The organism is Rhodoglobus sp. (assembly GCF_053580035.1).
The window spans coordinates 242,407-268,805 of record NZ_JBMDVL010000001.1; the positions used below are offsets into that span (position 1 = coordinate 242,407).

The window sequence follows — 26,399 nt, forward strand, 5'->3', positions numbered from 1 at the left end:
GCATGTCCCCCGTTGACATCAGCGCCGAATTTAACCCATTGCGGTTGAGTTCTGACCGCAGGCTTAATCGCATTGCAGGACCTAGCGCCTTAGTTATATTCGGCGTCACCGGCGACCTGTCGCGCAAAAAGCTCATGCCTGCGGTCTATGACCTCGCGAATCGGGGGCTGCTTCCCCCAGGTTTCGCTCTCGTCGGCTTTGCTCGGCGTGAGTGGGAAGACCAGGACTTCGAAAAAGTCGTTCACGACGCCGTCAAGCAATACGCGCGAACTCCCTTTGACGAAGATGTGTGGAAGCAACTTGCACAGGGAATCCGTTTTGTGCAGGGCGAATTCGATGACGCTGCAGCATTTGAGCGCCTCAAGACGACGCTAGGCGAGCTCGATCGCGAACGCGGAACGATGGGGAACCACGCGTTTTACTTGTCGATCCCTCCGAAGTCTTTCCCGCAGGTCACTGAACAGCTCCGTAATTCTGGCCTCGCCGAACAGCGCGATGGCCAGTGGAGTCGGGTGGTTATCGAGAAACCATTTGGTAGCGATCTCAAGACTGCTCGCGAGCTCAACGATGTCGTGGAATCAGTCTTCCCTCCAGACAGCGTATTTCGGATCGACCACTACCTCGGCAAGGAAACAGTCCAAAATATCTTGGCGCTGCGTTTTGCCAATCAGCTGTATGAGCCCCTGTGGAATTCCAATCACGTCGATCATGTTCAGATCACCATGGCTGAAGACATCGGGGTAGGCGGCCGAGCCGGCTACTACGACGGCATCGGTGCTGCCCGTGATGTTATCCAAAATCACCTACTTCAATTGCTGGCACTGACGGCTATGGAGGAACCGGTTTCGTTTGATGCTGCAGACTTGCGGGCAGAAAAGGAGAAGGTGCTTTCCGCAGTTCGCCTTCCCGCTAATCTCGGTGAGCACACCGCTCGCGGGCAATACGCAGGCGGCTGGCAGGGTGGCGAGAAGGTCGCTGGATTCCTCGACGAAGAGGGAATGAATCCGGAGTCGACGACGGAAACCTACGCAGCCATCCGTCTGGACATCGGAACTCGACGGTGGGCTGGCGTTCCGTTCTATCTCCGTGCGGGAAAACGACTTGGACGCCGCGTTACTGAGATCGCCGTTGTGTTCAAGCGCGCTCCGCAATACTTGTTTGAAGAAAGCCGCACCTCCGCTCTTGGACAGAACGCACTCGTGATTCGAGTTCAGCCGGATGAAGGTGTCACAATCCGGTTCGGATCGAAGGTGCCCGGCGCAGAAATGCATGTCCGGGATGTCACGATGGACTTCGGATACGGCCATGCGTTCACTGAGGCAAGCCCCGAAGCCTATGAGCGTCTCATTTTGGATGTATTGCTCGGAGATCCTCCCCTGTTCCCCCGCCATGAAGAAGTCGAACTGAGTTGGAAGATCCTCGACCCAATTGAAGAATTCTGGGAAACGCAGGGAGCCCCCGAGCAGTACCGCCCAGGCACCTGGGGACCACAATCTGCTGACGACCTCATGGCGCGCGATGGACGAGTTTGGAGAAGACCATGATCGTTGATCTGCCAAACACCACGACGGCAAAGATCTCAAAAGCACTTGTGAGAATTCGTGAGGACGGCGGAGCCGTGGCTCTCGGTCGAGTCTTGACGCTGATTATCGCTACAGAACTTGGTAACGAAGAAGAAGCTATTGCGGCCGCTAATGATGCATCTCGAGAGCACCCTATGCGCGTTCTTGTTGTGTCGACGAGCAGCGCGGCATCCGACCGCGAGCAAGAGCCGCGAGTAGACGCTCAAATTCGCGTTGGTGGCGACGCAGGCGCGAGCGAAGTTATTGTCGTTACGGCCTACGGTGACGCCGCTATCGACCAGGAGAGCCTCGTCACAGGCCTCTTGCTCCCTGACGCGCCTGTTGTGGCTTGGTGGCCGGGAGAGGCCCCAGAGAGCGCATCAGAGTCCCCACTGGGTCGCATAGCGCAGCGCAGGATTACGGATGCCGCTGCAAACGAGAACCCCCTCGATGCAATGCACCGCATGTGCAAGACCTACGTTCCCGGTGACACCGATTTTGCGTGGACGCGGCTCACCCTGTGGCGTGCGCAGCTTGCGGCCGTGCTCGACCAGCCGCCCTTTGAGGCCATCACTGCGGTTACCGTAAGCGGCGCCGCTGATTCACCCTCGACGATGCTCCTCGCGGCCTGGCTTCAAATGCAACTCAAAGTGGAAGTCTCTCTTGAGGTGGCGGATGGCTCCCCCGTGCCCACCGGCATTCACGCTGTGATCATGGAACGCAAATCGGGCACGATTTCGCTTGAACGCAATGTTGCGAGCATCGCTACATTGACTCAGCCAGATCAACCGGTTCACGACATTTCTCTCCCGCGTCGCAGCCTCCGTGACTGCCTGGCTGAGGAGCTACGCCGTCTCGACCCCGACAGCCTTTTCGGCGAAGTGGTTCGTCGCGGAGTGAGCGAAATTACGAGCGTGCAGGTCAACAACTCTATGAAGGCGAGTAACTAGTGAGCAACGAACGGCGTGCAATTGTCCATGCGACGAAACCAGAACTCGCCGAAGCCGTAGCTGATCGCTTTCTCACGAAAGTCCCTCATATCATTGCTGAGTTTGATGAAGCGACTGTCGTACTCACCGGCGGAACTATGGGACAAGCGGTACTTGAAGCCATCAATAGATCGGCGAAACGCCGTGCGGTTGACTGGTCACGCGTCAACTTCTGGTGGGGCGATGAACGTTGGTTGCCTGCAGGAGATTCCGAACGCAATGACGTGCAAGCTCGAGCGGCACTACTGGACCACATTCCTGTCGACCAAGCGCGAGTTCATCCATTCGCCGCCTCCGACGCTGGGCTGAGCTTGGACGAAGCCGCTGAAGCCTATTCGACTGAACTAGCAAGTCACGCAGCGCGGTCTGGCAAGTACCCCAATTTCGATGTCGTTTTTCTGGGGGTTGGCCCCGACGGCCACATCGCATCGCTGTTTCCGGAACGTGAAGGCATCCGCGAGACGGAGCGCACTGTTATCGCGGTCCGCAATTCGCCTAAGCCACCTGATGAACGGCTCAGTCTGACTCTTCCAGTGCTCAATTCGTCTGTGCGGATCTGGGCTGTGGTTGCAGGAAGCGACAAGGCGTCTGCACTCGGACTGACGCTCGCCGGCGCTAGCTACAACGAGGTCCCTGCAGCAGGCCTAGAGGGACGCCGCAAGACACTCTTCTTTGTCGACTCGGATGCTGCAGCGCAGGTTCCCGATTCCCTTATCGATCCAGGAGAGTTCTGGACTAGCGCGGACGCGACCGACGAACACTAGAATCCGCGACTGCCAAGAGCTCTGCGCTAACTGACGGTTCAGCGCAAACTAAGTAGGGGTCCAACCGATACACGGTTGGACCCTTACTTTTAGATATTGCAGCCCGCACGGGCCGTTCTAGGAACTTACAGTTCCTCGTCGCGTGCGTAATTGTAGTAGCGCTTCCTCTAGCAACTCGGCGGCTTCGTCGTCGCTACGGCGCTCCTTTACGTAGGCAAGGTGAGTCTTATATGGCTCAAGCTTTGCTACCGATGGAGGATTCTCTTTGTCACGGCCCGCAGGGAGGCCAGAAGACGGGCAATCTATTGTCTCCGGGATGTCCTCGTCGGGAACAGTGGCCGCAAAAGACCGTACAGTCTCGTTGCCCAGGGCATCCCAGTATGAAACGTGGACGCGCTCAGCGTGAAAACCACGATCTTGTTCACCCATGGGACCTGCGCCAACGCGCGATCCGCGAATTGCACTACCGCCTGATGCCACTGTGTTTCCTTGTCTCGAGAGGCTGGAGGTTCTTTACGCGCCGTCAAACTTGGTAATGAGTCCAAGAACAACGATGCAGCTGATCCACACGACTCCGAGGATCACCGTGATTCTGTTCAAGTTGCGCTCGGCAACACCCGATGCGCCGAGGTTGGATGTTACTCCCCCACCGAACATATCGGAGAGGCCTCCACCGCGACCACGGTGAAGCAGGATAAGAAGCGTGAGCAGCAAGCTCGTAATACCGAGCAGGACCTGCAACACAACTTGAAGAATTTCCACAAAGAACCTTTCGAACAGGCCGTTCAGGCCTCGAACAGTATAACGGCTAGGTGCCGACGTGCTTGGAGAAGCGCGAAATGCTCGCAAATTCGGCGACATCGAGGCTCGCGCCGCCAACAAGAGCACCATCGATATTGGGCTCCCGCATCAAACTAGCAATGTTGGCAGACTTCACCGAACCGCCGTAAAGAATTCGAGTCGCTGCGGCTACGTCTTCGCCCAGGACTTCTGCGAGCGTCTCACGAAGCCGAGCGGCAACTTGCTCTGCCTGCTCCGGAGTCGCAGCCTTACCGGATCCGATGGCCCACACGGGCTCGTAAGCGACAACGATTTCAGGTGAGCCCGAGATTCCCGCAAGTCCAGCCTTAAGCTGCGAGACCGGGACGGCGCTTGGGCCGTGTTCCTCAAGATCGTCGGCGGTCTCACCGACGCACAACACGGGAACGAGACCGTGCTTAAGCGCTGCTGCGACCTTGCGAGAGAGCTGCTCGTCAGTCTCACCGTGCATAGTGCGACGCTCAGAGTGCCCGACCAAGACGTAGCGGCAATCCAACGATGAAAGGAACGCGCCAGAGATCTCACCCGTGTAGGCGCCAGACTCGTGCTCGGAAAGGTCCTGACCGCCGAAACGGACGTCGAGCTTGTCTGCTGCGATAAGAGTCTGCACGGACCGAAGGTCAGTGAACGGCGGAAACACCGCGACTTCTGCGCCGTCGACGCCGAAATCGTGATTTGCGTCTTTCAGCGTCCATGCAAGTTTTTGCACAAATGCGATTGATTGAAGATGGTCAAGATTCATCTTCCAGTTACCCGCAATAAGCGGGACACGCTTTAGCTTTGCCATCCAAGTACCTCCAGTCCGGGAAGTGGTTTACCTTCGAGGAACTCAAGGCTCGCTCCACCACCCGTAGAAATGTGACCAAATTGGTCATCGTCAAAACCTAGTGCACGAACCGCCGCCGCAGAGTCGCCGCCACCGACGACTCCAAAACCCTCGGTTTCAGTGAGTGCCTGAGCGATTGCCTTCGTGCCTGCGGCAAAAGCCGGAAACTCGAATACGCCCATCGGCCCATTCCAGAACACTGTCCGAGACGAGCGGACGACGTCCGCAAATCGTGCGGCAGTGTCTGGTCCAATATCGAGCCCGATCCCGCTCGCGCCGAAGTCGGTATTCTCGATCTGATCTGCAGCGGTTACCGCATGAGCCGCATCAGGACCGAAAGATTCCGCGACGACAACATCGGTTGGCAAAATAATTTGCACGCCGAGATCGTGAGCTTGGGCGAGATAGTTTTTGACTGTCTCAAGTTGATCAGCCTCCAGCAAGCTTGCTCCGACTTTGTGCCCTTGGGCGGCAAGGAAAGTGAAGAGCATCCCTCCCCCGACGAGCAGTGAATCTACGCGCGGAAGAAGCGAGCCAATGACGTCGAGCTTGTCCGAAACCTTCGAACCTCCCAAGACGACGGTGTAGGGCCGCTCAGGGGTGACAGTCAACCGTTCGAGCACATCGAGTTCAGTTTCGATCAGAAGCCCAGCCGCGCTCGGGAGGATCTGTGCAAGCTCGAAAACACTCGCTTGTTTGCGGTGAACAACACCGAAACCGTCAGAGACGAACGCGTCACCGAAGCGAGCGAGCTTGCTAGCAAACTCTCCACGTTCAGTCTCTGACTTTGAGGTTTCACCGGAATTGAATCTCAGATTCTCTAGCAGCGCTACGCCACACTCTCCCAGCTCCGAAACTGCCTGTTCTGCGGCGTGACCCACGGTGTCCTTGGCAAAGACGACAGCCTTGCCGAGAAGTTCCGAAAGTCGTTGGGCCACAGGCTCAAGACTGTATTGCGAATCAGGCTCGCCGTTAGGGCGACCAAGGTGCGAGACGATAACTACCCGTGCACCCTTGTTGATGAGAGCGTTGAGCGTCGGCAGAGAAGCACGAATGCGACCGTCGTCGGTGATCTGACCGTCCTTGAGGGGAACGTTGAGATCGCAACGGACGATTACACGCTTTCCCCGGAGGTCCGAAAACGTTGAAAGAGTTCTGAGGCTCATATTCGGCGGGGGTTAGAGGCGTTCGCCGACGTACTCTGCAACATCTACGAGACGGTTAGAGTATCCCCACTCGTTGTCGTACCATGATGCGACCTTGACTTGGTTGCCGATGACTTTAGTGAGGCCGGCGTCGAAGATCGAGGAATGCGGATCGCCGACGATATCGCTCGAGACGATTTCGTCCTCTGTGTACTTAAGGATTCCCTTAAGGGGACCTTCCGCTGCTGCTTTGTATGCGGCGTTGATCTTCTCAACCGTGACATCAGCTGACGTCGTAATCGTGAGGTCAGTGATCGATCCAGTGATAACAGGAACGCGAAGTGCATAGCCGTCAAGCTTGCCCACGAGCTCAGGAAGAACCAAACCGAGTGCCTTTGCGGCACCTGTCGACGTCGGGATGACGTTCTGCGCTGCTGCACGAGCACGACGCAAGTCGCCGTGAGGACCATCCTGAAGATTCTGGTCAGCAGTGTACGCGTGAACCGTGGTCATGAAGCCGGTGTCGATGCCGAAGTTGTCCATGAAGACCTTCGCCAATGGCGCGAGGCAGTTTGTCGTGCACGATGCGTTCGAGATGATGTTGTGCACGGTGGGGTCGTAGTCACCCTCGTTAACACCAAGTACTACGGTCGCTACGTCGTCACCTGAGGCAGGAGCAGAAACAATGACCTTCTTCGCACCCGCAGCAATGTGCTTCGCTGCATCAACTGACTTGGTGAAGTGACCAGTTGATTCGATAACGATGTCAACACCCAACTCTCCCCAAGGAAGATTGGCGGGGTCACGCTCAGCGAATACCTTGATCGCGGTTCCATTGACGACGATCTGGTCGTTGTCGAACGTTACTTCTGCATCGAGACGACCTGTGATTGTGTCGTACTTGAGCAGATGAGCGAGAGTCTTGTTATCTGTGAGGTCATTTACCGCAACAATTTCAATGTTGCTGTCTTTGGCCAAAGCCGCTCGAAAGAAGTTGCGACCAATGCGACCGAAACCATTAATACCGATTTTTACGCTCACTGTTGCTCCAGAAAATCAGGCGTCTAGGACGCGTCGTGCTGTAGTGGTGGGGTGGTGCTATCTAGCGGAGACAGGGCTAAAGCCGGGGCCAAACCCGGCCACGATGCCGCTACGAGAGTAGCAGCAGTCCATTTGTCTTCGAGCGCGCTGCGCTGAAGCGGTCTTGAACGTTAGCCCAATCAACGATTTTCCAGAACGCTTTTACGTAGTCAGCGCGCACGTTCTTGTAGTCGAGGTAGTACGCGTGCTCCCAAACATCGAGCATCAAAAGTGGCACGATTCCGGCCGGCAAGTTGCCTTGCTGGTCAAAGAACTGAACAATGATGAGTCGCTCTCCCAGCGAATCCCACGCCAGGACGGCCCAACCCGAGCCCTGAACGCCCATGGCGGTTGCAGTAAAGTGCGCGGTGAACTTGTCAAAGGAGCCAAAGTGGTCGTCGATTGCGCTCTCAAGCTCGCCGGTCGGCTTGTCGCCACCATTTGGTGACATGTTGGTCCAAAAAATCGAGTGGTTGACGTGGCCACCGAGGTTGAACGCGAGGTCTTTCTCCAGCTTGTTCACGTTCGAGAGGTCACCGACATCGCGCGCATCAGCAAGTCCAGCGATCGCAGCATTTGCGCCAGTCACGTAGGCCTGGTGGTGCTTGCTGTGGTGCAATTCCATGATCGTCGCACTGATGCTCGGCTCGAGCGCCGAGTAGTCATATGAAAGTTCGGGAAGGGTATATTCAGCCATCGGAAGTCCTCCTAGAATCTTGAAACCTGCGCGGCTGGCAAGCACGAGCAGGCGAGATGGTTCCAGTCTAACCACGTCCATACGACACACGTGTCGCATGCATCGAACGCTAAGCTTCCTCCAACTCGGAGGGCAGGTTCGCTTCGGTTCCGGCGATTCCGAGATCGCTTGCGCGCTTGTCGGCCATTGCGAGCAGCCGTCGAATACGACCGGCAACGGCATCCTTGGTCATGGGCGGATCGGCATGGTGTCCCAGCTCGTCAAGGCTCGAATCACGGTGACTTAACCGTAATTCACCGGCGTAACGGAGATGCTTGGGGACATCGTCACCGAGAATCTCAAGAGCACGCTCGACCCTCGCGCAAGCTGCTACGGCTGCTTGCGCAGAGCGGCGGAGGTTCGCATCGTCGAAGTTGACCAGGCGGTTTGCAGTCGCTCGCACCTCGCGGCGCTGGCGCAACTCGTTCCAACTGACCACAGTAGTTTCTGCGCCCATGATCGTGAGCATCGCGCTGATCGCCTCACCATCACGCACTACGACGCGGTGAACTCCGCGCACCTCTCGAGCCTTAGCGGCCACGCGCAGGCGCCCCGCTGCGCCGACAAGAGCCATAGCCGCTTCATTCCCGGGGCAAGTAACCTCCAGGGCCCCAGAGCGACCGGGATCGGTGAGGGAACCGGCAGCAAGGAATGCGCCTCGCCAGACAGCCGCCAGTTCGCCGCGACCTCCTGTCGTGACCCGATTCGGGAGCCCACGAATGGGTCGGCGGCGAGCATCCAGCAGCCCCGTCTGGCGGGCCAAGGTCTCTCCCCCGTCGAGAACTCGCACCAAAAGATTATTTGAGCGACGTCCGCCAGATGACGCAACTCGTGACACTTCGGAGCGCACCCCGTACAACTCTGCGATGTCGCGTCGCACGCGACGCGCGAGAAGTTCGGTCTCGAGCTCAGACTCGACGGCGATGCGTCCCGAAATCAGGTGCAATCCGCCCGAGAAACGCAGAATTGTCGCGAGTTCAGCTGCGCGCTCGGTGGTCTTGCCCAACTGAATTCGTGCCAGTTCGTCTTTGACTTCAGCAGTTAATGCCACTAACTGGCCTTTCTTTCACGGTGGCGGTGTTCATGGATGAGTAATCTACTCTCGTCCGCGATCCCGATGTTTGATGCTTACGGCAACTCCGGGCAAGCCGCTCAGAATCGCCGACAATTCTTCTGCAATTGCAACCGACCGGTGTTTACCGCCGGTGCAGCCGATCGCAATCGTTGCGTGTCGTTTGTTTTCGCGCTGATAGCCAGCAAAGACAGGCTCAAGTGCTCGTGCATAGTCTGCAACAAACTCTTGTGCTCCGGTTGCTCCAACGACGTACGCGCGCACTCGATCATCGAGTCCGTCAAGCGCTTTGAGTTCAGGAACCCAAAAGGGATTAGGCAGGAACCTGCAGTCAGCCACCATATCGGCGTCTGCTGGAAGGCCATACTTAAACCCGAAGCTCTCAATAGTAATACGCAAACCGGCGTCGCTCTCCGCAGAGAACTTCTCGATAATGGTTGTTGCAAGCTGGTGGATGTTCAGATCTGTAGTGTCGATGATGATGTCGCTGCTGGAACGAATTTCTGCCATTCGGGTACGTTCTGCGGCAATCCCATCCAGCGGAGTCCCCTCCTCTTGAAGCGGGTGGGGGCGACGCACTTGTTCAAATCGACGAACAAGCGCAGCGTCCTCTGCATCGAGAAACAGCACCCGCAGTGAGGTCGAGCCTCGCAGCGACTGGATGGCCTCTTGAGCGTCGGAGAAGAGCTTTCCGCCTCGAACATCAACAACAGCCGCGACGCGAGGCAGGGAATCTCCCGCCCGGTGGGCGAGATCAACGAGCGGACGCAACATTTGGGGCGGCAGGTTGTCAACGACATACCAGCCAAGATCTTCTAGAGCATTTCCGACTGTCGATCGTCCTGCGCCTGACATCCCGGTCACGATGAGCATCTCTTGCTGTTCGGTAACAGGTTTCATGGTGTTGCCAGACTACCTGAGGTCGGGTTGGGCGAGCTTCTGAATGATGGCGTCGGCTGTCGACGCGCCAATGCCAGGTACTTCGATGATCTCGTCAACTGAGGCGCCCCTGAGCCTGGCGACGGATCCAAAATGCTGAAGGAGGGTCTTGATCCGCGCTGGTCCAAGGCCCGGGACAGTTGCGAGAACCGACGACACATCTTTCGATCGACGCTGTCGTTGATGAGTAATAGCAAAACGATGGGCTTCATCCCGAAGCCGCTGAATCAAAAAGAGTGCATCACTATTACGCGGCAGGATGACCGGAAAGTCAGAATCCGGAAGCCAAATTTCTTCGAGCCTTTTCGCGATCCCTGCGAGTTGAATGCCAGAAACCCCCGACTCTTCTAGCGCACGTTTCGCTGCGGAAACCTGCGGCTGGCCACCATCAACAATGAGAAGTTGTGGCGGATAGGCAAATTTTGTGGAGCTCGCGGGCTGCTGGGTGAGGTTCGACAGCTCACCAGTGACGTCTTGCTCATCCAGCGCCGTCGATTCTTCTGACTTAGCGAGGTCTTTCACTGGGGTTGGTTGACCTGATTCTGGCACGGTAGCTCCGACCGCTAGATAGGCGAGCCGGCGCTTAAGTACCTGGTAGATCGAGTCAGTGTCGTCCGTCGTTTCCGCGATGTTGAAGCGCCGATAGTGCTGCTTTTTCGGCAATCCGTCTTCGAAGACCACCATTGATGCCACAACGTTCGTTCCCGAGAGGTGCGAGACGTCGAAGCACTCCATTCGCAGTGGAGCCGCAGACATGCCTAGTGCTTCCTGGATGTCGGCCAGAGCTTGAGAGCGAGCAACGAAGTCACCACTGCGCTTCGACTTGTAGAGCATCAGCGCGTTCTTTGCATTTGTCTCGACGGTCTGAGCGAGTGCAGCTTTCTCACCGCGTTGCGCAACCCGCAATCGAGCGCGAGCTCCTATTCCACGCCGCTGAGCTAGCCACTCTTCTAGCACCGTGCTGTCTTCGGGCAATGCCGGCACTATGACGTCGCGCGGAGGTGACGCGTCGTCATACGCATTCTGAAGCACAGACTCGACCAGACCGCCAAGATCGACATCAAGTTCCTTGTCGACGACCCAGCCCCGCACACCTCGAATACGTCCGCCTCGCACGATGAACTGCTGCACGGCAGCTGCGAGCTCATCATGTGCGATTCCAAAGAAGTCGGCGTCAACATCTTCGGAGAGCACGATTTGATTCTTGGCCAGTGCCGTTTCGAGGGCACCTATCTGATCCCGATAGCGGGCGGCAGACTCGTAGTCTTGCGAGGCTGCTGACTGATTCATCTGTTCCCGGATCGAATTGAGCATCCGTGAGTCATTGCCCGCCATAAACGAGGCGAAGTCCAGCGCAATCGACTTGTGATCCTCGAGGGTAACTCGCCCTACGCACGGCGCTGCACATTTTCCGATATCTCCCAGCAGACAGGGGCGACCTGTATGTTGCGCACGCTTGTAGACCGACTGCGAACAACTTCGCATGGGGAAAGCCTTGAGCATAACGTCGACGGTGTCGCGAATTGCCCAGGCTCGGGAGTAGGGTCCGAAATAGCGCGCGTTCGGAAGATTTCGGTTACGGGTGACGAGCACGCGAGGAACGTCGTCGCCCATTGTGATTGCCAGATACGGGTACGACTTGTCGTCTTTGTACTGAACATTGAACGGCGGATCGAATTCCTTAATCCAAGTGTATTCGAGTTGCAGCGCTTCGAAGTCGTTTCCTACGATTGTCCACTCGACGTCGGTTGCCGAAAGCACCATACGGCGAGTGCGCTCGTGGAGCGACGATAGCGGTGCGAAGTAGTTGCTCAACCGCGAACGGAGGTTCTTGGCCTTGCCGACGTACAAAACTCTCTTGCGATCGTCTATGAAGCGATAGACGCCCGGCTGAGTAGGAATATCACCCGCGCGAGGGCGCCAACTGACTGTTTCAGCCATGTCGTTCCCTTTCCTCGCTAGATGCAATCTTTGTTCCGTGCGCCGTTTTCACTCTAGACATCCGGACGATTGATTAGACACGGTTGCCGCTGAGCACCTCGTCGAGGAACTTTCCGGTGTGGCTATCTTTCACCTTGGCGAGCTTTTCCGGCGTGCCCGTGAATAGCAGTTGACCACCGCCGGCTCCGCCCTCAGGCCCGAGATCGATAAGCCAGTCTGCGGATTTAATAACATCGAGATTGTGTTCGATCACGATGACCGTGTTTCCCTTATCAACGAGACCATTGAGCACTAAGAGCAACTTGCGAACATCCTCGAAGTGAAGCCCAGTAGTCGGCTCATCGAGGACATAGATGCTGCGCCCCATCGATCGCTTCTGTAGTTCGGTCGCGAGCTTTACCCGTTGTGCTTCGCCACCGGAAAGTGTGGTTGCACTTTGACCGAGTCGCACATAGCCGAGTCCAACCTCTTCTAGCGTCTTCAGGTATCGATGGATGCTAGAGATCGCCTCAAAGAACTCTGCAGCCTCGCTAATGGGCATGTCGAGAACTTCTGCGATGTTCTTGGATTTGTACTTCACAGCGAGTGTGTCGCGGTTGTAACGGGCTCCCCCGCATACTTCGCAAGCGACGTAGACATCAGGGAGAAAGTTCATCTCGATCTTGATTGTTCCGTCGCCCGAACAGTTCTCGCAGCGGCCACCCTTCACATTGAAGCTAAATCGACCGGGAAGGTAACCTCGTGCTTTTGCATCCCCTGTTTCAGAAAACAGCGTGCGAATTTTGTCGAAGACGCCGGTATAGGTGGCGGGGTTTGACCGGGGTGTGCGACCTATGGGATTTTGATCGACGTGGACAACCTTGTCTAGGTTCTCGAGACCGGTGACCCGCGTGTGCTTGCCGGGGATCTGACGTGCACCGTTGAGTTCGTTGGCGAGAACCCTATACAAAATGTCGTTAACGAGACTCGATTTTCCTGAACCACTCACTCCGGTCACCGCGGTGAACGTGCCGAGGGGAAACTTCACGGTGACGTTCTGGAGGTTGTTGGCTCGCGCACCTTCCACAGTAATTTGCCGGTCGCGGTCAATTGGTCGACGCTTTTTCGGCGTTTCAATCGCCTTTCGTCCTGACAAGTAGTCTGCGGTAATCGATTCCGTGTTCTTCAGAAGGTCAGCATAGGAGCCAGAATGCACGACTTCTCCGCCGTGTTCGCCAGCACCCGGCCCAATATCGACAATCCAGTCCGCAGTGCGAATGGTGTCTTCGTCGTGCTCGACGACGATGAGGGTGTTGCCAAGGTTCTTGAGCTTCACCAAGGTCTCGATCAACCGGCGATTGTCCCTCTGGTGAAGACCGATGCTGGGTTCATCAAGGACATAAAGCACACCAGTAAGCCCAGACCCGATCTGAGTTGCAAGTCTGATGCGCTGAGCTTCGCCACCGCTCAAAGTCGCGGCTGCGCGGGCGAGGTTGAGATAGCTCAATCCGACCTCGACCAAAAATTCCAAACGAAGCCGGATTTCGCGCAACACTTGGGCCGCGATACGAGCATCGCGCTCTGAAAGTGTGATGCCGTTCATGAAACCGTAGGCGTCACTGAGGCTCAATTCGCAAATATCAGAGATGCTGCGATCAGCAACGGTGACGGCGAGAACTTCTGGTTTGAGTCGTTTGCCCTGGCAGACGGGGCAAGGGATTTCGCGCAGGTAGGCGGCATGACGTTGCCGTTGAACGTCAGTTTCTGCCTCGAGATACTTGCGTTCGATGTACGGTATAACTCCCTCGAACCCGGTCGAATACTTCATTTCTCGGCCGTAGCGATTCTTCCACTTGACGGAGACTTTGAAGTTATTTCCGGTCAGAATCGCATCCTTGACGTCCTCTGGAAGCTCGCCCCAGGGCGTGTCCAAAGAAAAATCTAGGTCTTGGGCTAGGCCGCCGAGCAACTTCTCGAAATAGTTATAGAGGCCCTTTCCTGCGTTGGTCCACGGCAGAATTGCGCCCTCTGACAGGCTTACTGAATCATCGGCGATTAATAGATCCGCGTCGATCGACATGCGGGTACCCAGCCCGGAACATTCGGGACAGGCACCGAATGGAGCGTTGAATGAGAAGGTTCGAGGCTCAATCTCAGTAAGTTGGATGGGGTGGTTGTTGGGGCAGGAGAGTTTCTCTGAGAATGAACGCCATGCAGCATCGCCCTCTTCGTCCACAAAGTTGATCGCAACAGTTCCATCGGTAAGTCGAAGTGCCGTTTCGAGGGAATCGGTGAGGCGAGTGAGGATGTCTTCGTTAGCGACGAGGCGGTCAACGACGACGGAGATGTCGTGTTTAACCTGCTTTTTGAGTTTGGGAGGATCGTTCAGTTGAATCACGTCGCCATCCACCAACGCGCGTGAGTATCCGCTCGACGTTAATTCGGCGAATAGGTCAACGAACTCGCCCTTCTTCTGACTAACGACCGGGCTCACGACCTGGTAGCGAGTGCCACTCTCGAGTTTCATGAGCTGATCAGCAATCTGCTGCACAGACTGACGTTCGATCTTTTCGCCACACACAGCACAGTGCGGGACCCCGATGCGCGCCCAGAGGAGCCGCATGTAGTCGTAGATCTCTGTGATCGTGCCAACAGTGGACCGCGGATTACGGTTCGTCGACTTCTGATCGATCGACACTGCAGGGCTGAGACCCTCGATGAAGTCAACATCAGGTCGGTCGACTTGACCAAGAAACTGCCGCGCGTAAGCGGAGAGAGATTCTACATAGCGGCGTTGACCTTCAGCGAAGATCGTGTCGAACGCAAGGCTCGACTTTCCTGACCCAGAAAGACCGGTGAAAACCACGAGCGAATCACGAGGTATTTCGAGGTCAACGTTCTTGAGGTTGTGAACTCGAGCGCCGCGGACGCTGAGGTGAGAATTGGGGATCAACGGAGCAGTAGTCACTCTTACTATTCTACGGAGACCACTGACATTGCCTGAACGTTTGCCTTGTGAGGGCGATAATGAACATATGCACATCGCGCACGTGGCCAGTTTCTATTCAGTTCCGGCGCTCTCCCCCTCAAGCGCGGTGCGTTCACGCGGAATCGCGTACCGCGCGGCTGGTCACGAATTTTCGGTAATTGTGCCTGGAATTGTCGCGTCCGTAAAATGGACCGAGTACGGCACCGTGGTCACGGTTCCCGCACGTGGACCCGCAATGCGCCGTGGGTTTGTGAGGATTCCCCTCGCGATCCGCCGTGCGCTTGATCGGCTAGTTCCCGACCGCCTTGAGGTTGCCGATCGCCTGAGTTTTCGCCAACTGGGAATCTGGGCGCGAAACAACCATGTACCGGCAATACTTCTCGCCGACGATGTGCAAGCTAAGTGGTCGACCGACGCAGCGCTGACGAACTATGAGCGAGTTGTGTGTGGCAGCGAGTCGACGACACTTCGCTCCGCGTACCTCGACGCCAGTAGAATCTTGACGGTTGAGCCCGGGGTGGATCTGGAGATTTTCACTCCGTTGCGCCACAACTCTGCTCTCCGCGACACGAGCGGTGCCGATGTGATTGTGGTGTGTGCCGCGCCGCTCACCACTGGCGGCGCTGTAGCAGTCGCTATAGAAGCTATCCGTGCCATTACTATCCAGGGGATCGATGCGCATCTAGTGGTCGTGGGTGACGGTCCGCTGCGCAATCGACTCGAGCGGAGCGCCTCTGGGCTGCCAGTGCAATTCTTGAGCGCCGACGACCTCTCCTTAGCCGAACGCGCCGAGGTCTTTGCCACCGCAGACTTCGCGTTCGTCACGGTTGGCGGCACCATCGGTCATGGGATCACTCTTGAGTCCCTCGCGTCTGGCACCCCGGTAATCGTGAGCGCGCACATCCAGGGCCACATTGATTTTCGAGATGGCGGTGGCCTCAGCACTTCCGCGGATCCTGCGCACATGGCACAAGCAACCCTGGTGCTTCGCGCCGAACCAGTGGAGAAGCGTAGGCGTGCTGCACGCGAGACCGCACTACCTTTTGATGCGATGCCACTCGCCCGCGCCATGATTGACCTTCACGAATCGCTGGGCTAAGCAATGAAAGTTAACGCAAGTGACCAGCCTGTTCCATCTGGCGTAGTTCTTTCTTGAGATCCTGAACTTCGTCACGCAATCGCGCAGCAAGTTCGAATTTCAATTCGGATGCCGCCTGCAACATTTGTTCATTGAGCTCTGAAATGATCTGCTCAAGGTCGTTTCCACCGCTCGCTGCGATTCCCTCACGTGAAAGATTGGGTGTAGGTGCCCGCTTTTTACCATCACGATTGCGGGTGGAAAGAAGCTCGGCGGTGTCGGCGCCCTCACGGAGGAGAGCATCGGTGATATCGGCGATCTTCTTGCGAAGCGGTTGCGGGTCGATGCCGTGTTCGGTGTTGTACGCGACTTGTTTTTCGCGACGACGATCAGTTTCTTCGATGGCGAACTGCATGGACCGGGTGATGACATCCGCGTACATGTGGACCTCACCGGAGACGTTTCGTGCTGCTCGTCCGATGGTCTGGATGAGCGACGTCGATGAACGAAGGAATCCTTCTTTATCGGCGTCGAGAATCGCGACGAGAGAGACTTCGGGAAGATCGAGGCCCTCCCTGAGCAGATTGATACCGACGAGCACGTCGTAGACCCCCTGCCGCAGTTCAGTGAGCAATTCGACGCGACGAAGGGTGTCAACGTCAGCGTGCAGGTAGCGCACCCGAACGCCGTGCTCTGACAGGAACTCTGTGAGCTCTTCCGCCATTTTCTTGGTCAGCGTTGTGACCAAGATCCGCTCATTCTTCTCGACCCTCGTGGTGATCTGTTCGAGGAGATCGTCTATCTGGCCCTTCGATGGTTTAACCACAATTTGGGGATCAACCAGTCCGGTCGGTCGGATGACCTGCTCGACGATTGAGTCGGTAATTCCTAGCTCGTACTTTCCGGGGGTGGCCGAGAGGTAAATCTTTTGACCAACGCGTTCTAGGAACTCTTCCCAGCGCAGTGGACGGTTGTCGAGCGCACTCGGTAACCGAAATCCGTGCTCAACGAGGGTGCGCTTTCGGGAAGCATCGCCCTCATACATCGCGCCAATTTGGGGCACCGTTACATGAGACTCGTCAATTACGACCAAGAAGTCTTCGGGAAAATAATCAAGGAGACAGCTCGGTGGCTCGCCAGGCTGGCGTCCGTCCATGTGCAGGGAGTAATTCTCGATGCCGTTGCAGAAACCGATTTGCTCCATCATCTCGATGTCATACGTTGTGCGCATCCGCAACCGTTGTGCCTCGAGCAACTTGCCTTGGCGTTCGAGGACTGCCAGTCGATCGGCGAGCTCCGCTTGAATCGACACGATCGCCGTCTTAATCGTTTCTGGGCTCGCCGCGTAGTGCGTTCCGGGGAAAACGGAAACGGCATCCATCTTTTTAACAATTTCGCCGGTCAGCGGGTGCAGAGAGTAAAGAGCTTCAATCTCGTCGCCAAACATCTCCACGCGAATCGCCAGCTCTTCATACACCGGAATGATCTCGATGGTGTCGCCACGAACGCGAAAGTTGCCCCGCGAGAAGTCATAGTCGTTGCGCTGGTATTGCATGCTCACAAACTTGCGAATGAGCGTCTCACGATCAATACGCATTCCCACCTGAAGAGCAATCATTGCCTCGAGGTAGGACTCTGCCGCCCCCAAGCCGTAGATGCTTGATACCGTGGAAACCACGACGGTGTCGCGGCGACTGAGTAAGGAGTTTGTCGTGGAGTGTCGTAGCCGTTCGACCTCGGCATTGATCGACGAATCTTTCTCGATGAACGTATCCGTTTGCGGGATATAGGCCTCAGGCTGGTAGTAGTCGTAGTACGACACGAAGTACTCGACAGCATTGTTGGGCATCAGGTCACGGAACTCATTAGCGAGCTGGGCTGCCAGTGTTTTGTTGTGCGACATGATGAGAGTCGGACGCTGAACCTGCTCGATAAGCCACGCTGTCGTTGCCGACTTTCCGGTACCCGTCGCGCCAAGCAACACCACGTCAGTCTCTCCGGCGTTGATCCGCTGCGCGAGTTGCCGAATGGCCTCTGGCTGATCGCCAGACGGTGAGTACTCGCTGATCACCTCAAATGGACGCACTGAGCGGGTCGGTTGCATTACTCAAGTCTAAGCATGCGCACTGACAACTTGATTAGAGCGACGCCTGCAGTTGCGAGTCGATGCGGGACCACACTTGGTCGGCTTGATGCTCGGTATCGTCAAGCGAACCATTTGTCTCAATAACGAAGTCGGCAACGGCGCGACGATCTTGGGATGTGGCCTGGGATTCCACACGGCCCCGAGCCTCGCTCTGAGACATCCCCCGATGCTCAATGAGTCGTTGAATCCGTACTTCAGGTTCAGCTTCAACCGTGACAACGAACTCAAAGCGGTCGAGAGACTGTGCAGACTCCACTAGCAATGGGATGTCGTAGACGATAATCGCATCGGGATTCAGCCGAGCAGCATCGTCAAAATGACGTTGCGCAAGTCGCCCGATCGCGGGATGAGTGATGGCGTTGAGGTCCTCCCGAGCCTGACTGTCTCGAAAGATTATGTTGCCCAGCGCTGCACGGTTCAGCGACCCGTCCTCCGAAAGCACGCCGGGGCCGAATCGATGAGCAATCACGTCAAGAACTCGCGAGCCGGGCTCGACCACTTCGCGAGCCAGAGCATCCGCATCCACTACGACCGCACCGTGCTGTTTCCAGCGCTGTGCAACTGTGGACTTACCTGACGCAATGCCACCGGTGAGCGCTAATAAGTGCATTCTCTAATGCTAGCCTCAGCGTGTTGAAAGGAACTCCGGATGCTTGAGGTGCTTACCGGTAGCGGTCTGGCTGTAGCGGCCGGACTCAATGCCTACATCCCGCTGCTAATTTTGGGGCTCGCAGGGCGAGTCTTTGATTTCGTTGAGTTGCCGGGCGCGTGGACTTGGCTCGAAAATCCTTGGGTCTTGGTGATTCTCGGTGTGCTTCTTGTCGTCGAAATCGTGGCGGACAAAATCCCCGTCGTGGATTCCGTCAATGACTGGATCCAAAGTGTCATACGCCCCGCCGCGGGAGGGATCGCCTTCGGCACTGGAGCTGCATCCGAAACCGCCGTTGTCACCGATCCCGCCGCGTTCTTCAGTTCCCATGCTTGGGTTCCCGTTGCGGTTGGTGTCCTCCTCGCGTTCGGAACGCACGCCACGAAGATGCTAGCGCGCCCCGCCCTCAACGCTGCTAGCGCGGGCACTGCTGCGCCCGTAGTGAGCGCTGCCGAAGATCTCAGCAGCGTGCTGCTGAGCTTCATGGCACTACTCGTGCCGGTGATCGGCCTTGTTGCCCTAATCGCCCTGGTTGCTCTCGTCATTGTGCGGATTCGTCGATCACGACGCGGACGGCTAACCCGCCAGTAGCGGACCTCAGCCAGTTGCTCGCCTCGCACCAGCTTGTGATCGAGGGCCTCGCACCCTCGCTGCCGGCGTTGGCAAGCGAGCTCTCGTCCGCTGGATGCTTCTCCCGTTAACGGACTGTGGCCAGCCTCCCGAAGGAGACTGGCCACAGAAATTCAACTAGAGACTAGTTGTTGCTCGAAAGCTTTTCGCGCAGAGCGGCGAGAGTCTCGTCGTCTGCAAGGGTTCCTGAACCAGCAGCGGATGCTGCCTCGTCGTTCGAGAACGAGGACGATCCAGCAGGTGCACTGCTGATCGACTCTTCCTGAATGGCGGCTGCAGCAACCTGCTTCTTGTGCTGTTCCCAACGCTCCTGAGCGGCAGCATAGTCCTGCTCCCACTTCTCGCGCTGTGACTCGAAGCCGTCTTTCCACTCGTTGGTCTCGGGGTCGAAACCATCGGGGTACTTGTAGTTGCCCTGGTCGTCGTACTCCGTGAGCATTCCGTAGAGTGCCGGGTCGAACTCGGTACCTTCTGGGTCAACGCCCTCGTTAGCCTGCTTGAGACTAAGCGAGATGCGACGGCGCTCGAGGTCGATGTCGATGACCTTGACGAATACTTCGTCGCCAACCGAAACAACCTGCTCGGCGAGCTCAACGTGCTTGCCGGAGAGCTCGGAGATGTGAACGAGACCCTCGATGCCGTCTGCGACGCGAACGAACGCACCGAACGGAACGAGCTTGGTGACCTTACCCGGTGCAACCTGTCCGATTGCGTGGGTGCGGGCGAATACCTGCCACGGGTCTTCCTGCGTTGCCTTGAGCGACAGCGAAACGCGCTCGCGCTCGAGGTCAACCTCAAGAATTTCGACGGTAACTTCCTGGCCAACTTCAACAACTTCTGAAGCGTGCTCAATGTGCTTCCAGGAGAGCTCAGAAACGTGGACGAGTCCGTCTACGCCGCCGAGATCAACGAACGCACCGAAGTTGACGATCGAGGAAACGACACCCTTGCGAACCTGGCCCTTGGCCAAGTTGTTGAGGAACGAAGTGCGGCTAGCCGACTGAGTCTCTTCGAGAAGGGCACGACGCGACAGAACAACGTTGTTGCGGTTCTTGTCGAGTTCGAGGATCTTCGCTTCGATCTCCTGGCCGAGGTACGGCGTGAGGTCGCGAACGCGGCGAAGCTCGATGAGCGATGCGGGGAGGAATCCACGAAGACCGATGTCGACGATGAGTCCACCCTTGACGACCTCAATGACAGAACCGGTGACAACGCCATCCGATTCCTTGATGAGTTCGACGTCGCCCCATGCACGCTCGTACTGTGCGCGCTTCTTCGACAGGATGAGACGGCCTTCTTTGTCTTCTTTCTGAAGAACAAGAGCCTCAACGGTGTCGCCAACGTTGACAACCTCGGTGGGGTCAACGTCGTGCTTGATGGAAAGTTCACGGGAGGGGATTACACCCTCGGTCTTGTAACCGACGTCGAGGAGAACCTCGTCACGATCGATTTTGACGACGGTACCTTCGATAAGGTCACCATCGTTGAAGAACTTCAGAGTCTTTTCGACCGCGGCGAGAAAATCTTCAGCAGATCCAATGTCATTGATGGCGACCTGCTTGGGTGCCTTGTCGGTCGTTGCGATTGTCATGTAGTAGTAGCTCCGGTATGGGTTGCGCTTCGAAAAGCGCACAATTGGGCCAACGGCAATAAGTAATTTTGTGATCGCCGCAGGCAGGCGAATAAGAAGTCGCAATTGCGACACTCCAGCCTAGCGCCTCAGGTGAGGGAAAACCAACCAGCCGACCCCAGTGTTTCTCTTTAGTTGGGGAAAACTGCGCCTTCACGGCACGGATATGAAATCAGCATCCTCGCTAGGGCTTTTCATAGTGGGCGAGTACTGCGGTTCGCAGAGTGTCAAGCCCTACTCCCCCGACGTTGAGTGCTCGGCGATGGAAGGCGCGCAAATCGAAGGACTCGCCTTCGCGCGCTTTGCACTCGTCTCGCAGCTCTTCCCAGATTCGCTGTCCTACTTTGTAGGACGGGGCTTGGCCCGGCCAGCCAAAGTAACGGTTCACTTCAAACCGAACATTAGCGGGATCGAGCGTGACATTCTTCGTCATGAAGTCAAGAGCGTAGTCCCAGTCCCAGACTCCGGTCCCGTCGAGTTTGGGCTTGCCCAGATGTACACCGATGTCGAGAACAACCCGCGCTGCACGCATCCGCTGGCCGTCGAGCATGCCGAAGCGATTCGCTGGATCATCAAGAAAACCAAGCTCGCTCATAAACCGTTCAGCGTAGAGAGCCCACCCCTCGGCGTGACCCGAAGTGCCAGACAGCTGTCGACGGTAGGTATTCAACTGATTGCGGTTGTATACGGCCTGAGCGATCTGAAGATGATGGCCGGGCACGCCCTCGTGGTAAACGGTTGTCGCTTCTCGCCACGTAGTGAATTCGGTCACCGACTCTGGCACTGACCACCACATGCGGCCGGGGCGCGAGAAGTCGTCGCTTGGCCCGGTGTAGTAGATGATTCCGTCGTGTGTTGGAGCGATCATGCACTCAAGCGCTCGCATGGGCTCTGCAATATCGAAATGTGTGCCGGCCAAGGCATTCACGGCCTCATCGCTCAGGTGCTGCATCCACTCGCGGAGCGCCTCGGTGCCATGGAGAGTCCGCGCAGGATCTGAATCGAGATGAGCAATCGCTTCCGCGACTGTAGCCCCTGGCTTGATTTCACGGGCGATTTCTTCTTGCTCACGAGTCATGCGAGCGAGTTCTTCAATTCCCCACTCATAGGTTTCGTCGAGATCGATCTTGGAACCAAGGAAGCTCTGGGACTGGAGGGTATAAAGCTCCCGGCCGAAGGCGTCTTGCATCGAAGCTCGTGGAGCTAGTTCAGTGCGGAGAAACTCTTCGAGTTTGAGGTAACTTTTGGCCGCTTCCGACGCACCGTCGTTTAGAGCACTTTCTAGAGCTGCATCGCCTGCTGCAACTGGCTGAGCCGCCGCGATAAAGCTATCGAAGAATCCACCCGGTGCTGAGATTTGTTTCGCCTGAGCGATAACTTCAGCAACTTGACGCTTGGCCGGAACGACCGCCTGATCAATGCCGTGGCGGAGGGTGGCAATGTAGCCATCGATCGCGGCGGGAATGTTGTGAAGTCGGTCTGCAATAACCGACCAATCGTCTCCGGACGCAGTGGGCATGAGATCGAGTACGCCACGGATGTCTTGAGCTGGGCTTGCCAGATTATTGAGATCGCGCATCCACAAGCTCGCAGCATCAGAGTCGAGTTCAAGCTGCAGCGTCGACACCATATCGGACTTGGTAACGAGATCCACGTGGTCAACAACAGCCTCATTCTTGAGACGCTCTAGGACATCGCGAGTAGCTTCAACAATCTCAGAGTGCCCTTCTGGTGAATAGTCGGCATACCCAGAATGCGCACCCGGCGATCCGATCCAGGTACCGATTGCTGGGTTGAGTCTTGTCAAAGTCTCAACCCACTCTTCGGCGATCGCGTCGATCGGCGTGGACTCACGCGATGCACAGGAATCCTCGTTGCTTGGCTGAAGCTTCGATTCTGACATCTTTGTCTGGCTCCTTTTTTAGCGGATCTTGTTGCTAGTCGTCTAGTTCGCTAGCAAGCAGCCGAGCTAACGACTCAAGCGCGGCTTCTGCGCCGTCATCATCGGATGTCAACGTCACAGAATGACCGAACTCGATCCCCAGCGATAGCACGCTGAGAATGCTCGCCGCGTTGACAGTCTTGCCTGTCGAGTCGGTGAGCATCACTGTCACTCCACAGGTACTTACCGCTTGAGCAAATAGAGATGCTGGGCGAGCGTGAAGCCCCACCTTTGATCCGATGGTTGCGGTTCTGCTTGTCATCTCTGCTCCTCGCTGCGGCTAGTGTTCGCCGTAATTCTTGAAAACCCTAATGAGCTGCCGAATCCCAGTTGTGTCCCGTACCAATTTGAACGTCTAGCGGGACAGAGAGGTTCGCAGCACCCGACATCCGCTCATGAACGATAGTAGTCATTTGCTCAAGCTCTCCCCCAGCGATTTCAAAGACCAATTCATCGTGAACTTGGAGAAGCATCCGCGATTTAAGTTCGCCCTCACGAATATCGGCATCGATCTGCAACATCGCAATTTTGAGGATATCGGCGGCCGATCCCTGAATGGGTGAGTTCAATGCTTGGCGCTCAGCGTTGTCACGCAAAACACGATTCTTCGAATTAAGGTCGCCAAAGGGTCGCCGGCGACCGAATATCGTTGTGGTGTAGCCGTCGACTCGCGCCTGCTCGACAACATTGCGCAAGTAGTCCCGCACAGCACCGAACCGCGCAAAGTAGTCCGTCATTAGTGCCTTGGCTTCGCTCGTCTCAATACGTAATTGCTTACTGAGGCCGAAAGCACTGAGTCCGTAAGCCAAGCCGTAGGACATCGCTTTCACCTTGGTTCGCATTTCCGACGTGACATCGGCCGGCTCAACTCCAAAGATTCTGGATCCGACAAAACGATGCAAATCTTCGCCATCGTTGAAAGCCTGAATGAGCCCTTCATCTCCAGAAAGATGGGCCATGATGCGCATTTCAATCTGCGAATAATCGGCGGTCAATAGAGTGTCGAATCCAGCGCCAGCTTCGAAAGCTGATCGAATCTGCCGTCCTGTCGCTGTTTTGATGGGAACGTTCTGCAGATTGGGTTCATTAGACGCAATGCGACCGGTGCTTGACCCTGCTTGCTCGTACGTTGTGTGTACGCGACCCGACTCATCAATCGCTTTCTCAATACCGGTGATGATTTGAGCCAGCTTTGTGGCATCCCTGTGCTTGAGCAATAGATCGAGGAACGGATGCGGAGCTTGCTCTTGCAGGTCAGCAAGGCTAGCGGCATCCGTGGAATAGCCGGTCTTGTTTGCGCGCGTCTTTGGCATCTCCAGCTGAGTGAACAGCACCTCTTGAAGCTGCTTCGGACTACCTAAATTAATCTCGCGCCCAATTACCTCGAAGGCATTGCGAGCGACTTCTGCTGCTGTTTCAGACAGTGAAGTACTGAGATCGTTGAGCAATTGCCGATTCACGGCAATGCCCGAACGCTCCATTCGAGCAAATACAGGAACAAGCGGCATCTCGATCTCGGTCAGAACACCGAGCGAACCTTCGTCTAGTCGACCGGCAAGATATTCCGCGACGCGAATAACATACCAAGACAGCGTCGCGGCGCTCAGCGCCTCTGTTTCGGGTACAAGCTGATTGGGGTCGCTTTGTTCGATCGTTTCGCCTAGGTAGTTGTACACCTGGGCCTCGAGCTCTTCAGGTTTTCCGCTTGGCTTGAGCACCCATGCAGCAAGCATCGTATCGAAGGCAATCCCGGCGATCTCGAGACCGTTAGCCAAGGCGACCTTGAGCTGCGCTTTGGCGGAATGCATGAACTTCGGAGCGTCGCTGGCTAACCACTCGGTGAGCGCTGCGTAGTCGAGTCGGTCTGCTGCCCAGGGCACAAAAGCAGTTTCGGTTGCGGTTGCTAGCCCGAGGCCGGTCACCTTGCCGTCAACGGTTGTCAGTGTGAGGCCGAGAGGCTTTGTGCCTTGAGCGCTGTTCGTAGCAATCCACTTAGCAAGTTCTTCATCAACCATCGTGCGCACAACGGGAACAGTGGTTGCTGTTTCGAGGGCTGTCGACGAGGCGGGTTCATCGCCGCGTTCCGCTGCCGCAATCTTGAGCACGCGTTGAAGCAGAGTTTTGAACTGGAGTCGATCAAAAACTTCCTGAACTGCTGCTTCGTCGATGGGGCGTCGGTCGAGATCGCCGACGGTAACCGGCAATTCGACATCAGTAAGAAGGTGGTTGAGCTTGCGGTTGCGAACCGCGCGATCCATCTGATCCCGCAAATTTTGCCCAACCACGCCCTTAATTTCTTCGGCATGAGCTAGCACTTCGTCAAGCGATCCGTAGAGATTGATCCACTTGACCGCGGTCTTCTCCCCCACTTTGTCAACGCCGATGAGGTTGTCACTGGTCTCGCCAACCAAAGCTGCGACATCCGGATATTGGTGGGGTTCCACGCCGTAGCGTTCGAAAACAGCATCGCGGTCGTACCGCTTCAACTCGGAAACGCCACGAGCATTTGGATAAAGCAAAGTGACATCATCGTTGACCATTTGAATTGCATCACGGTCGCCAGAAACAACAAGTACCCGGTAGCCGTTGTCGGAACCCTCATGGGCGAGCGTGGCGAGGATGTCGTCTGCTTCGTAATCTTCTTTGCTGAGAGTTTGGACACCCATGGCCTTGAGAGCCTCCTCCAGCAGCGGAATTTGCCCCACGAACTCGACAGGCGTTTCGCCACGCGTCCCTTTGTATTCGGGGTACTCCCGCGTGCGGAAGGAATAGCGGGAAATATCGAACGCCACGGCGAGATGCGTGGGTTTCTCATTCTGCAAGAGAGAGATCAGCATCGACAAGAAGCCGTGAATGGCATTGGTATGTTGACCCTCCCTGTTCTGAAAACTATCGACAGGGAGCGCGTAAAACGCTCGGAAGGCCAACGAGTGGCCGTCAATGATCATGAGGGTAGGCTTTTGATTATCCGACACGCAGCCAGCCTAGCCGCGCCTGCCGACAGCCGGAACGACTTAGCTTGAAGGGCCCCTCTGTGAAGTATCCCGATGACCTCGATCCTGAACTCGTCGCACGACTTATTGAATCAGGAGGCGGAGCACTCACCCAGAAGATGGGGATCGAGTTTCTTGAGTTGGGAGCCGAACGTTCGGTTGCGACTATGCCCGTTGAGGGCAACACCCAGGTGATCGGTATTTTGCACGGCGGCGCTCACGTGGTTCTCGGCGAGTCACTTGGCTCAATATCTTCTGCGATTCATGCCGGCCCCGGTCGAGTCGCCATGGGCATCGAAGTGAACGCGACCCACACCCGAGCAGTGCGCGAAGGAATAGTCACCGCGACGTGTACCGCGATCGCTCTGAGCCGCACACTGGCCACTCACGAAATCGTGATCCGTGACGAACAGGAGCGTCGACTCTCGACGGTTCGCATCACGAACATCCTGAAGGATCGCCACACCCCATAGCGCGGTGCGGGCCCCAA

Annotated in this window: 22 protein-coding genes; 6 read left to right on the forward strand and 16 right to left on the reverse strand. The window is 56.5% G+C overall.

The window, feature by feature from the left end; genetic code table 11:
* Positions 1 to 2 precede the first annotated feature (2 nt).
* Genes zwf through pgl form a run of 3 tightly spaced genes read left to right on the forward strand, consistent with a single transcriptional unit; the run spans position 3 to position 3,315 of the window.
* Positions 3 to 1,544, forward strand: a complete 1,542-nt coding sequence (zwf, locus tag ACOH1Z_RS01215; protein ID WP_449646681.1) for a glucose-6-phosphate dehydrogenase — start codon at positions 3 to 5, stop codon at positions 1,542 to 1,544.
* Positions 1,541 to 2,512: a glucose-6-phosphate dehydrogenase assembly protein OpcA gene (locus ACOH1Z_RS01220; protein ID WP_449646682.1), complete on the forward strand. Its 972-nt coding sequence runs from the start codon at positions 1,541 to 1,543 to the stop codon at positions 2,510 to 2,512. The genes zwf and ACOH1Z_RS01220 overlap by 4 nt, the downstream gene beginning before the upstream one ends.
* Positions 2,512 to 3,315, forward strand: a complete 804-nt coding sequence (gene pgl, locus ACOH1Z_RS01225) for a 6-phosphogluconolactonase (RefSeq protein WP_449646683.1) — start codon at positions 2,512 to 2,514, stop codon at positions 3,313 to 3,315. The genes ACOH1Z_RS01220 and pgl overlap by 1 nt, the downstream gene beginning before the upstream one ends.
* Positions 3,316 to 3,432: 117 nt before the next feature.
* Here pgl and ACOH1Z_RS01230 read toward each other — a convergent pair whose 3' ends face one another.
* From ACOH1Z_RS01230 to uvrA, 10 genes are all read right to left on the reverse strand, one after another.
* Positions 3,433 to 3,795, reverse strand: coding sequence for an RNA polymerase-binding protein RbpA (locus ACOH1Z_RS01230; protein ID WP_449646684.1), 363 nt, complete (start codon positions 3,793 to 3,795; stop codon positions 3,433 to 3,435).
* A gap of 33 nt (positions 3,796 to 3,828) precedes the next feature.
* The gene (gene secG / locus ACOH1Z_RS01235) at positions 3,829 to 4,077 is read right to left on the reverse strand and encodes a preprotein translocase subunit SecG (protein ID WP_010202547.1); all 249 of its coding nucleotides are present in this window, start codon (positions 4,075 to 4,077) and stop codon (positions 3,829 to 3,831) included.
* A gap of 46 nt (positions 4,078 to 4,123) precedes the next feature.
* Positions 4,124 to 4,921 (reverse strand): triose-phosphate isomerase, encoded by a 798-nt coding sequence (gene tpiA / locus ACOH1Z_RS01240; RefSeq protein ID WP_449646685.1) that lies wholly within the window; start codon positions 4,919 to 4,921, stop codon positions 4,124 to 4,126.
* Complete coding sequence (locus ACOH1Z_RS01245) at positions 4,909 to 6,126, reverse strand: phosphoglycerate kinase (RefSeq protein WP_449646686.1); 1,218 nt, start codon at positions 6,124 to 6,126, stop codon at positions 4,909 to 4,911. The genes tpiA and ACOH1Z_RS01245 overlap by 13 nt, the downstream gene beginning before the upstream one ends.
* Before the next feature lie 12 nt (positions 6,127 to 6,138).
* Positions 6,139 to 7,146 (reverse strand): type I glyceraldehyde-3-phosphate dehydrogenase, encoded by a 1,008-nt coding sequence (gene gap, locus ACOH1Z_RS01250; RefSeq protein ID WP_449646687.1) that lies wholly within the window; start codon positions 7,144 to 7,146, stop codon positions 6,139 to 6,141.
* 109 nt (positions 7,147 to 7,255) lie between these two features.
* Positions 7,256 to 7,882 (reverse strand): superoxide dismutase, encoded by a 627-nt coding sequence (locus tag ACOH1Z_RS01255; RefSeq protein WP_449646688.1) that lies wholly within the window; start codon positions 7,880 to 7,882, stop codon positions 7,256 to 7,258.
* Between the two features lie 109 nt (positions 7,883 to 7,991).
* On the reverse strand, positions 7,992 to 8,972 hold the full coding sequence (gene whiA / locus ACOH1Z_RS01260) for a DNA-binding protein WhiA (RefSeq protein ID WP_449646689.1): 981 nt from the start codon (positions 8,970 to 8,972) through the stop codon (positions 7,992 to 7,994).
* A 45-nt stretch (positions 8,973 to 9,017) separates the two neighbouring features.
* Positions 9,018 to 9,893, reverse strand: a complete 876-nt coding sequence (rapZ, locus tag ACOH1Z_RS01265) for an RNase adapter RapZ (protein ID WP_449646690.1) — start codon at positions 9,891 to 9,893, stop codon at positions 9,018 to 9,020.
* A gap of 12 nt (positions 9,894 to 9,905) precedes the next feature.
* Positions 9,906 to 11,873, reverse strand: coding sequence for an excinuclease ABC subunit UvrC (uvrC, locus tag ACOH1Z_RS01270; protein ID WP_449646691.1), 1,968 nt, complete (start codon positions 11,871 to 11,873; stop codon positions 9,906 to 9,908).
* A gap of 73 nt (positions 11,874 to 11,946) precedes the next feature.
* Complete coding sequence (uvrA, locus tag ACOH1Z_RS01275) at positions 11,947 to 14,820, reverse strand: excinuclease ABC subunit UvrA (RefSeq protein WP_449646692.1); 2,874 nt, start codon at positions 14,818 to 14,820, stop codon at positions 11,947 to 11,949.
* Positions 14,821 to 14,887: 67 nt separating this feature from the next.
* Here uvrA and ACOH1Z_RS01280 point away from each other — a divergent pair, with 67 nt between their 5' ends.
* Positions 14,888 to 15,940: a glycosyltransferase gene (locus ACOH1Z_RS01280; RefSeq protein ID WP_449646693.1), complete on the forward strand. Its 1,053-nt coding sequence runs from the start codon at positions 14,888 to 14,890 to the stop codon at positions 15,938 to 15,940.
* Between the two features lie 10 nt (positions 15,941 to 15,950).
* Here ACOH1Z_RS01280 and uvrB read toward each other — a convergent pair whose 3' ends face one another.
* Together uvrB and coaE are read right to left on the reverse strand one after the other, a co-directional pair.
* Positions 15,951 to 18,023, reverse strand: coding sequence for an excinuclease ABC subunit UvrB (gene uvrB, locus ACOH1Z_RS01285; RefSeq protein ID WP_449646694.1), 2,073 nt, complete (start codon positions 18,021 to 18,023; stop codon positions 15,951 to 15,953).
* Positions 18,024 to 18,057: 34 nt separating this feature from the next.
* Positions 18,058 to 18,675, reverse strand: a complete 618-nt coding sequence (gene coaE, locus ACOH1Z_RS01290) for a dephospho-CoA kinase (protein WP_449646695.1) — start codon at positions 18,673 to 18,675, stop codon at positions 18,058 to 18,060.
* 39 nt (positions 18,676 to 18,714) lie between these two features.
* Here coaE and ACOH1Z_RS01295 point away from each other — a divergent pair, with 39 nt between their 5' ends.
* Entirely contained in the window at positions 18,715 to 19,305 is a 591-nt protein-coding gene (locus tag ACOH1Z_RS01295) for a DUF4126 domain-containing protein (protein ID WP_449646696.1), read from the forward strand.
* Between the two features lie 163 nt (positions 19,306 to 19,468).
* Here the strand turns inward: ACOH1Z_RS01295 and rpsA are convergent, their stop codons facing one another.
* From rpsA to polA, 4 genes are all read right to left on the reverse strand, one after another.
* The gene (gene rpsA / locus ACOH1Z_RS01300) at positions 19,469 to 20,935 is read right to left on the reverse strand and encodes a 30S ribosomal protein S1 (RefSeq protein WP_449646697.1); all 1,467 of its coding nucleotides are present in this window, start codon (positions 20,933 to 20,935) and stop codon (positions 19,469 to 19,471) included.
* Between the two features lie 223 nt (positions 20,936 to 21,158).
* Positions 21,159 to 22,877, reverse strand: a complete 1,719-nt coding sequence (locus tag ACOH1Z_RS01305) for a DUF885 domain-containing protein (protein WP_449646698.1) — start codon at positions 22,875 to 22,877, stop codon at positions 21,159 to 21,161.
* 34 nt (positions 22,878 to 22,911) lie between these two features.
* Complete coding sequence (locus ACOH1Z_RS01310) at positions 22,912 to 23,178, reverse strand: HPr family phosphocarrier protein (protein WP_449646699.1); 267 nt, start codon at positions 23,176 to 23,178, stop codon at positions 22,912 to 22,914.
* Positions 23,179 to 23,224: 46 nt separating this feature from the next.
* Positions 23,225 to 25,891, reverse strand: a complete 2,667-nt coding sequence (gene polA, locus ACOH1Z_RS01315) for a DNA polymerase I (protein WP_449646700.1) — start codon at positions 25,889 to 25,891, stop codon at positions 23,225 to 23,227.
* Positions 25,892 to 25,950: 59 nt separating this feature from the next.
* Here polA and ACOH1Z_RS01320 point away from each other — a divergent pair, with 59 nt between their 5' ends.
* Positions 25,951 to 26,382, forward strand: coding sequence for a PaaI family thioesterase (locus tag ACOH1Z_RS01320; protein ID WP_449646701.1), 432 nt, complete (start codon positions 25,951 to 25,953; stop codon positions 26,380 to 26,382).
* Positions 26,383 to 26,399: the final 17 nt, after the last annotated feature.

Bases quoted from the DNA above. Each gene is read 5' to 3' on its own strand.
- ACOH1Z_RS01280 (WP_449646693.1), top strand. From the start codon at position 14,888: ATGCACATCGCGCACGTGGCCAGTTTCTATTCAGTTCCGGCGCTCTCC.
- uvrB (WP_449646694.1), bottom strand. From the start codon at position 18,023: ATGCAACCGACCCGCTCAGTGCGTCCATTTGAGGTGATCAGCGAGTAC.
- zwf (WP_449646681.1), top strand. From the start codon at position 3: ATGTCCCCCGTTGACATCAGCGCCGAATTTAACCCATTGCGGTTGAGT.
- tpiA (WP_449646685.1), bottom strand. From the start codon at position 4,921: ATGGCAAAGCTAAAGCGTGTCCCGCTTATTGCGGGTAACTGGAAGATG.
- ACOH1Z_RS01245 (WP_449646686.1), bottom strand. From the start codon at position 6,126: ATGAGCCTCAGAACTCTTTCAACGTTTTCGGACCTCCGGGGAAAGCGT.
- rapZ (WP_449646690.1), bottom strand. From the start codon at position 9,893: ATGAAACCTGTTACCGAACAGCAAGAGATGCTCATCGTGACCGGGATG.
- uvrC (WP_449646691.1), bottom strand. From the start codon at position 11,873: ATGGCTGAAACAGTCAGTTGGCGCCCTCGCGCGGGTGATATTCCTACT.
- ACOH1Z_RS01305 (WP_449646698.1), bottom strand. From the start codon at position 22,877: ATGTCAGAATCGAAGCTTCAGCCAAGCAACGAGGATTCCTGTGCATCG.
- rpsA (WP_449646697.1), bottom strand. From the start codon at position 20,935: ATGACAATCGCAACGACCGACAAGGCACCCAAGCAGGTCGCCATCAAT.
- ACOH1Z_RS01310 (WP_449646699.1), bottom strand. From the start codon at position 23,178: ATGACAAGCAGAACCGCAACCATCGGATCAAAGGTGGGGCTTCACGCT.
- ACOH1Z_RS01220 (WP_449646682.1), top strand. From the start codon at position 1,541: ATGATCGTTGATCTGCCAAACACCACGACGGCAAAGATCTCAAAAGCA.
- ACOH1Z_RS01255 (WP_449646688.1), bottom strand. From the start codon at position 7,882: ATGGCTGAATATACCCTTCCCGAACTTTCATATGACTACTCGGCGCTC.
- ACOH1Z_RS01295 (WP_449646696.1), top strand. From the start codon at position 18,715: ATGCTTGAGGTGCTTACCGGTAGCGGTCTGGCTGTAGCGGCCGGACTC.
- coaE (WP_449646695.1), bottom strand. From the start codon at position 18,675: ATGCACTTATTAGCGCTCACCGGTGGCATTGCGTCAGGTAAGTCCACA.